Here is a 7,793-nt window from a genome sequence, read left to right on the forward strand (position 1 = left end):
ACCGAAGGAAAGAAAACAGAACGACCGAGGAGGGAACGACAGTCAGGCGGAATTGGAACCAACAAGAATACAACTTGATGCAAGTACAACCAGCATTGTACACGACTTGCAGCAAATTGCCTCTCCTTGTCAACAAATGTGTGGTTTTTATGAAAAACGAGGCGCTGTCACGCCGCATCCCCTCAGCGACATCCCGTCGTCTTACGCGATAAATCGAAACGGCGATCAGGGGGAAGAAAAACCGCTTAACCACTTTATGCGACTCCAACGTAATTCCGGTATATTCAGCCGAATGGCCGTGTCCCGTTTGCGCCTGTGCATGGCGCTGCAAACGGCATCGCGGGTTTCGCTGCATGTCACCAGTCCCTGCGTGCTCAATGCCCCTCCCCGAACGCCCTTTGCCTGATACGAGCGACGACGATGCCAGCCTGCCTGGCCTGCCGGTGCGCTTTGGTATTTCAGCACTGGTGATGGCAGGCATGATCCTGCTGGCGGTGGTGCTGGTGTCGGTGGGCTGGTGGGGCGCGCGTCAGGTCCTGCTGGACATGGCCGAACGTTCGGCCGAGGACGCCGGGCGCATCATGACGGAACGCTCGCGCCGCATCATCGACCCTGCCGTGGCCACGCTGCGCCAGCTGGCATTCGATCCCATCACGCAGGCCGGCACATTGGACGAACGTCTCACGCGCATTGCCGCCTTCTCCATCGACATGGTCGCCAACCCGCTGGTCTCGGCGGTCTATGTGGGCTATCCCAATGGCGACTTCCTGCTGGTGCGGGCGCTACGCGGCGCCGAGCAGCGCGAGTTCTTTGGCGCACCGGCGGCAACCGCTTTCCTGGTGCAGACCATCACCGTCAATGGCGCCGGCCAGCCGAAGGGCCAATACCGTTTCTATAGTGCCGAGCTGAAACTGCTGGCCCTGGACGACCAACCCGCTTACCGTTTTGATCCCCGCACCCGCCCCTGGTACGCCAGCGCTGACCGTTCGCTGGCCCCGGCGATTTCGGCGCCCTACGTGTTCTTTACCACGCGCCAGATCGGCATCAGCCTGTCGCAGCGCGCCCGTAACAGCGACGCGGTGGTGGCCATCGACATGACGCTCGATGACCTGGCGGCCAGCCTGGGCAATCTGCGCCTGACGCCCCACAGCGAACTGGCGCTGGTGGACGAGAACGACAAGGTGATCGCCTACGGTGACATGGGTCGGGTACTGGAGCAGGACGGCGACAACTTCCGCTTCCGCAGCCTGGCCGAACTGGACGTGTCGAGCCTGTCACTGTTGTCGGCCAAGTCCAGGGCGGGCGAGCAGCGCGCCCTCTACGATGTCAACGGCAGGGAATGGCTGGGCCTGTCACTGCCCTTCAACGTGATCGACGGCCACACCCTCAATCTGCTGATTGCCGCGCCCGGCGACGAACTGCTGGGTCAACTGGATCGCAATCGCAAGACACTGGTACTGGTGGCGCTGCTGCTGGTGATCGCCTTCCTGCCGCTGGGCTGGTGGGCTGGCCGTGCCATCGGGCGCAGCATGGAACGGCTGGCGCTGCAGGCCGGGCGCATGTCGCGCTTCGACTTCCGTACCCAGGACCGCAAACGCAGCGTGCTGCGCGAAGTCAATATGCTGACCCAGATGGTGGACCACGTCAGCCTGACGGTAGAAGCCTTCCTCGATATCAGTGCCATCCTCAGCACGGAAATCCATGTCGAAGAAATGTTGCAGCAGGTGCTGGAGAAATTCGTCCAGGCCACCCGCTGCGATGGTGGAGCAGTCTACCTGTGGCAGCGCGAGAGCCGGCAGATGCAGCGTGCGGCCGCCTACGGGCAGCAATGCGGACTGACCGATACCATGGCCTACGAGGAACATGGCCCCGCCGCCGACATGGCCCGCGAAACCGACGACAACCGCCTGCGCGTGGAACTGGACCTGCGCGGCCGCAATGGCTCGCTGGAAGGGCTGCTGGTGCTGATGCATGCGCACGACAGCGCGCATGAGGATCCGCGCTTCCTGGCCTTTGCGCGCAGGCTGTCGGGCATGCTGGCCGTGGCCATCGAAACGCGCCAGCTGATCGCCGGACAGAAGGCCCTGCTGGAATCCCTGATCCGCCTGATGGCCGACGCCATCGATGCCAAGAGCCCCTATACCGGTGGCCACTGCGAACGCGTGCCGCACCTGGCCATCATGCTGGTGGAGAGCCTGGAACAGGAGCGCGACGGTCGCTACGCCGACTTCAGCCTCAACGAGGACCAGCGCTACGCCTTCCAGCTGGCCGCGCTGCTGCACGATTGCGGCAAGGTCACCAGTCCCGAGCACATCGTGGACAAGGCCACCAAGCTGGAAGTGATCCACAACCGTATCCACGAAGTGCGGATGCGCTTCGAGGTCCTGTGGCGCGATGCCGAACTGGAGCTCCTGCACGAGTACCTGCCTGCGCTGGCACCAGCACAGGCCGAGGCGCTGCGACTGCGACTTGAGGAAAGGCGCAAGCGACTGCACGAGGATTTCGCCTTTGTCGCGCAATGCAATGTGGGAGGCGAGGCGATGTCGGAACAGGCCATCGCGCAGTTGCGCCAGATTGCCGCGCAGACCTGGCAACGTCACTTCGACGACAGCCTCGGACTGGCCGATGAAGAAGCCCGGCGCCTGGCGGCAGCGCGTGGCGGCCAGCCGGCCCAGGCATTGCCGCAGACCGAGCAGCTGCTGGCCGATCGGCCGGAACACATGGTGGCGTGGGATGAGGAACATCGTCCGGCGGTCGAACGCGATGACCCGCGCAACACACTGGGTTTCAACATGAAGCTGCCGCGCTATCGGCAGAACATGGGCGAACTGCACAACCTGACGGTACGGCGCGGCACGCTGACCGAGGAAGACCGCTTCGCCATCAACAACCACATCGTGCAAACCCTGGTGATGCTCAAGCGCCTGCCCTGGCCCGACTCGCTCAAGAGCGTGCCTGACACGGCCGCCAACCATCACGAGAAAATGGACGGCACCGGCTACCCGCGCGGCCTGCTGGCGGGCGAGCTGCCCTTGCAGGATCGCGTGATGGCGCTGGCCGATGTGTTCGAAGCGCTGACCGCAGCCGATCGCCCCTACAAGCCGGCCAAGACCTTGTCGGAATCGTTGCGCATCATGGCCTTCATGTGCCGCGACCGCCATCTGGATGCGGATTTGTTCCGCTATTTCCTGCGCAGCCGGCTGTGGCAGAACTATGCCGATGACATGCTGCGACCGGCGCAACGCGACGAGGTCGATATCGCAGGCATCGAAGCACTGCTGACGCCCCCGTAGGCCTGAACCGCAGGCGGGCCTGGGCCGGCCAGCACTTCCGGCGTAGAATCGGCGGCTGCCGACATTGGCACACCCTCTTATCCCTTGCGAACGCATTCCATGACGCACAAGATCTTCTGGTCGGCGCCCTACCAGACCGAACTTGATACCGTGATCACCCACCTCGATGGCGATCAGGTGCAAGTGGCCGACACCATCTTCTTCGCTTTCTCCGGCGGGCAGGAGAGCGACGCCGGCACACTCGGCGGCCATCCTGTCCTCACGGCGGAAAAGCGCGACCTGTCCATCGTCTACACGCTGCCGGCCGGGCATGGATTGCAGGTCGGCGATGCAGTGAAGATGCATATCGACTGGGAGCGCCGGTACCGCCTGATGCGCCTGCATTTCGCCGCCGAAATGGTATTGCAGCTGGTGTATCAGTTGCGCCCCGGGATCGAACGCATCGGCGCCCATATCGCAGCGGACAAGGCGCGCGTGGATTTCGCCAGCGAGACCAGCCTGGCGCCGCTGTTCGGGGAAATCGAGGCCGCCACGCAACGGCTGGTCTCAGCGGGATTGCCTATCGTCACCGCCTTCAGCGATGAACAGGCCGGGCGTCGCTATTGGGAAGTCGAAGGATTCGCGCGCATGGCCTGCGGCGGCACGCACCCGCGTACCACGGCCGAAGTGGGCAAGATTCGGCTCAAGCGCAAGAACACCGGCAAAGGCAAGGAACGCATCGAGATCATGCTCGATGCCGGCCTGCAGACTGCCTGAATGTGAACAGAGGGCTTGACCATTTCCATCCCGCTGATCCCCGAGGAAGAAGTCGAACTGACGGCCATCCGCGCACAAGGCGCAGGCGGACAGAACGTCAACAAGGTATCGAGCGCGATCCACCTGCGCTTTGACATCCACGCCTCGTCCCTGCCGGATGAGATCAAGCAACGTCTGCTGACATGGTCGGACCAGCGCATCAGCAAGGATGGCGTCATCATCATCAAGGCGCAGACACACCGCAGCCAGGAAAAGAACAAGGCGGAAGCCTTGCAGCGTCTCCAGGAAATGCTGGCCCTGGCCGCGGCGGTACCGGTGCCGCGCCGCCCGACCCGCCCGACCCGTAGTTCCCAGCGGAAACGACTGCAGAGCAAGACACAGCGCGGCGAGATCAAATCGATGCGCGGCAAGGTGCGCGATTGATGCCGGCCCGGGCCGCCGCACGGGGTCAGCGAGGGCCGCAAGAATTCCCGCCTGGCTCCAGGGTAACGAGGTAACATGGACTTTTGCATCGCAAAGGGATGATCCATGGGCAAGCCATCAAGCGAGCAGGCCATGGACAGGCGATGAACACACCGGGTCAATTTCATCAATGGAGGGGGATGTCACCATGTCGGAAGCAAAGAAATATCGTCTCGTCACGCGCAGCGACTTCGATGGTCTGGTCTGTGCAGTCTTGTTGAAGCATCTGGACATGATCAACGAGATCCTGTTCGTCCACCCCAAGGACATGCAGGATGGCAAGATCGCCATCAGCGACAACGACATCACCACCAACCTGCCCTTCGTTGCGGGCGTGCATCTGGCCTTCGATCACCATCTGTCCGAAACCATCCGCAACACCGGTGAACGCAAGAACCACGTGATCCATCCGGAGGCGCCGTCGGCTGCGCGCGTGGTGTATGACTACTACGGTGGTGACAAGACTTTCCCGGCGGCCTGGGCCGACATGATGGCCGCCGTCGACAAGGGCGACTCCGCCCGCTTCAACGAGGAGGAAGTGCTCAACCCGCAAGGCTGGGACCTGCTGAACTTCCTCATGGACGCGCGCACCGGCCTGGGGCGCTTCCGCGACTTCCGCATCTCCAACTACAACCTGATGATGGACCTGATCGAGCTGTGCAAGACGCACACCATCGATCAGATCATGGATTCGCCGGACGTCAAGGAACGTCGCGAGCTGTATTTCGAACATGCGGAGAAATGCAAGGAGCAGATCCGCCGCTGCGCCACGATACACAAGAACCTGGTCGTGCTGGACCTGCGCAAGGAAGAGACCATCTTCGCCGGCAACCGCTTCATCATCTACGCCCTGTTTCCGCAGACCAACATTTCCATCCACGTACTGTGGGGCCTGAAGAATCAGAACACCGTCTTCGCCACCGGGAAGTCCATCCTCAACCGCAGCTCCAAGACCAATATCGGTGCACTGATGTTGGAATACGGCGGCGGCGGACACGAGAACGCCGGTACCTGCCAGGTGGACAACGAACGTGCAGAAGAGGTGCTGGAGGCCTTGATCACACGGATCAACAAGGACGGCTGATAATGCCGCGCCTGCCGGCCGGCCCCCGACCGGGGTCGCACGGCGGGCAGCTCCTTGCGACCGTGCACTGTGGCGGCGGTCCGCACCGCCACGGTACCGCTACGCCATCGGCGCTGTCGATAGACAGGCGTTTCGTCTTTCAGCAAGCACCATCACGCTGGCGCATGAGCGTGCATGCTTCATCAGTTCAATCACCCGCCCGTCGCTGCATGTCTTCATGCGACGCCAGCGCGGAATTTGCCTTTGGCGGCTCTTCAGCCCGCCGTCTGCCGTGCCATTAACTGTCTGTGATGTCTGCGATGTCTGTGAAATGAGGTGCAGCACTTCCGGGGGGAATGATGAAGCTCAACGATTTCAGGATTGGCATGCGACTGGGGTTCCTGGCGGCACTGTTGCTAACAGCGACCGCCTTCGTCGGAGTACGTGGCTGGCTGGTGCTGGACGAGATCTACGGCCAGGGCGCTCAGGCGATGCAGAAAGGCGCGCTGATTGAGCAGTCGGTGGACGCCGCTCGCAGTGCCCAGGTGCAATTCAAGATCCAGGTGCAGGAGTGGAAGAACACCCTGTTGCGCGGCAAGGACCCCGACGCCTTCAACAAATATCGCCAGGCATTCATCGATGAGAGCGCCGCCACCCAGGCCTCGCTGAAGAAGCTGGAGAAGCTCATGCCGCAGATCGGCATGAGCCAGGAGGCAGCGCGCAAGGCACAGGAGGCGCATGCCGAGCTGCTGACCAGGTATCTCGATGCCTTGAAGGCCTATGCATCCGACGACCCGGCATCGGTCGCCCGGGTGGACGAACAGGTCAAAGGCGTGGATCGCCTGCCGACCAGGATGATCGACGACATCGTCGCCGCCGTACTGGCCCATGCTCACCAGATGCGCGACGAGATCAACGCCGACAGCCAGGCCGACTATCTGCATGCGCGGGCATTGCTGAGCGCGTCCATTGCGCTGTCGTTGCTGGTGGGCATCGGCATCACCTGGTGGCTGGTGCGCAGCATCGTGCGACCGCTCGGCGTGGCGGTGCAGATTGCGCAGACCGTCGCCGCAGGTGACCTGCGTTCGGACGTCGCTGTATCGGGCAAGGAAGAAACCGCGCAGTTGCTGCATGCGTTGAAGGAGATGAACGGCAACCTGGCCAACATCGTTTCGGAAGTGCGACACGGTACCGGCGCCATCACGGTCGCTGCCACCGAAATCGCCAACGGCAACCGCGACCTGTCGGAACGCACCGAGGAACAGGCCAGCTCGCTGGAAGAAACCGCAGCCTCGATGGAGGAGATCACCTCCACCGTGCAGAAGAACGCCGACAACGCCCACCATGCCAACCAGCTTGCCGGAGCCGCCTCCGGCGTCGCCGTTCGCGGCGGGCAGATGGTCGGGGCGGTGATCGAAACCATGCAGGCCATCGGAGAGAGTTCGCGCAGGATTGTCGACATCATTGGGGTGATCGACGGCATAGCCTTCCAGACCAATATCCTGGCGCTCAATGCGGCGGTGGAAGCCGCACGCGCCGGCGAGCAGGGGCGCGGCTTTGCGGTGGTGGCGTCCGAGGTGCGCTCGCTGGCCCAGCGATCGGCCACGGCGGCCCGGGAAATCAAGGAACTGATCAACGACTCGGTCGGCAAGATCAATGCCGGTACCTCGCTGGTCGGTGGCGCCGGCGATACGATGCAGGAGATCGTAGCCTCGGTCCAGAAGGTCGCCACCATCATGGACAACATCACCGATGCCAATCGCGAACAGAGTGCCGGCATCGACGAGGTCAACAAGGCCGTGGTGCAGATGGACATGGTCACCCAGCAGAATGCGGCACTGGTCGAGCAGGCCGCAGCGGCGGCCGAGAGCCTGCAGGTTCAGGCCGAAGGCCTGGAGCGGGCGGTGGCGGTGTTCAAGCTGAGGTAGGAAACGCTGGCGGCATAAGGAAAAAAGGCATGTCGAAATTCGACATGCCTTTTCATTTTTTGCCCCGACGCTGGGTTAACGGGCTTACGCCAGCTTTTCAAACACCAGGTCCCAGACCCCATGCCCCAGACGCAGGCCGCGGTTCTCGAACTTGGTGGTAGGACGATAATCCGGACGCGGTGCATAGCCCGAGGGATCGGTGGAGGTGTTCTTCAGCGTCGGCTCCGCACCCAGCACGTCCAGCATCTGGATCGCATAGTCTTCCCAGTCGGTGGCGCAGTGGATGTAACC

At 62.6% G+C, this 7,793-nt stretch carries 5 protein-coding genes and 1 pseudogene; 5 read left to right on the forward strand and 1 reads right to left on the reverse strand.

What is annotated here, in order from left to right:
• The first annotated feature begins 377 nt into the window (after positions 1–377).
• The 5 genes from HFRIS_RS03865 (at position 378) to HFRIS_RS03885 (ending at position 7,502) form a co-directional block, all read left to right on the forward strand.
• Positions 378–3,293: an HD domain-containing phosphohydrolase gene (locus tag HFRIS_RS03865; RefSeq protein ID WP_051110869.1), complete on the forward strand. Its 2,916-nt coding sequence runs from the start codon at positions 378–380 to the stop codon at positions 3,291–3,293.
• Between the two features lie 99 nt (positions 3,294–3,392).
• A complete protein-coding gene (locus HFRIS_RS03870; RefSeq protein ID WP_006461924.1) occupies positions 3,393–4,049 on the forward strand; it encodes an alanyl-tRNA editing protein in 657 nt (218 codons plus the stop codon).
• A 15-nt stretch (positions 4,050–4,064) separates the two neighbouring features.
• Entirely contained in the window at positions 4,065–4,472 is a 408-nt protein-coding gene (arfB, locus tag HFRIS_RS03875; RefSeq protein ID WP_006461925.1) for an alternative ribosome rescue aminoacyl-tRNA hydrolase ArfB, read from the forward strand.
• 187 nt (positions 4,473–4,659) lie between these two features.
• Positions 4,660–5,595, forward strand: coding sequence for a hypothetical protein (locus HFRIS_RS03880; RefSeq protein ID WP_006461926.1), 936 nt, complete (start codon positions 4,660–4,662; stop codon positions 5,593–5,595).
• 365 nt (positions 5,596–5,960) lie between these two features.
• Positions 5,961–7,502, forward strand: coding sequence for a methyl-accepting chemotaxis protein (locus HFRIS_RS03885; RefSeq protein ID WP_244436253.1), 1,542 nt, complete (start codon positions 5,961–5,963; stop codon positions 7,500–7,502).
• 84 nt (positions 7,503–7,586) lie between these two features.
• On the opposite strand, the pseudogene HFRIS_RS03890 reads toward HFRIS_RS03885, so the two are convergent.
• A pseudogene (locus tag HFRIS_RS03890) lies at positions 7,587–7,793 on the reverse strand (tRNA (guanosine(46)-N7)-methyltransferase TrmB); the annotation flags it as partial.

The organism is Herbaspirillum frisingense GSF30, assembly GCF_000300975.2.
Classification (GTDB): domain Bacteria; phylum Pseudomonadota; class Gammaproteobacteria; order Burkholderiales; family Burkholderiaceae_D; genus Herbaspirillum; species Herbaspirillum frisingense.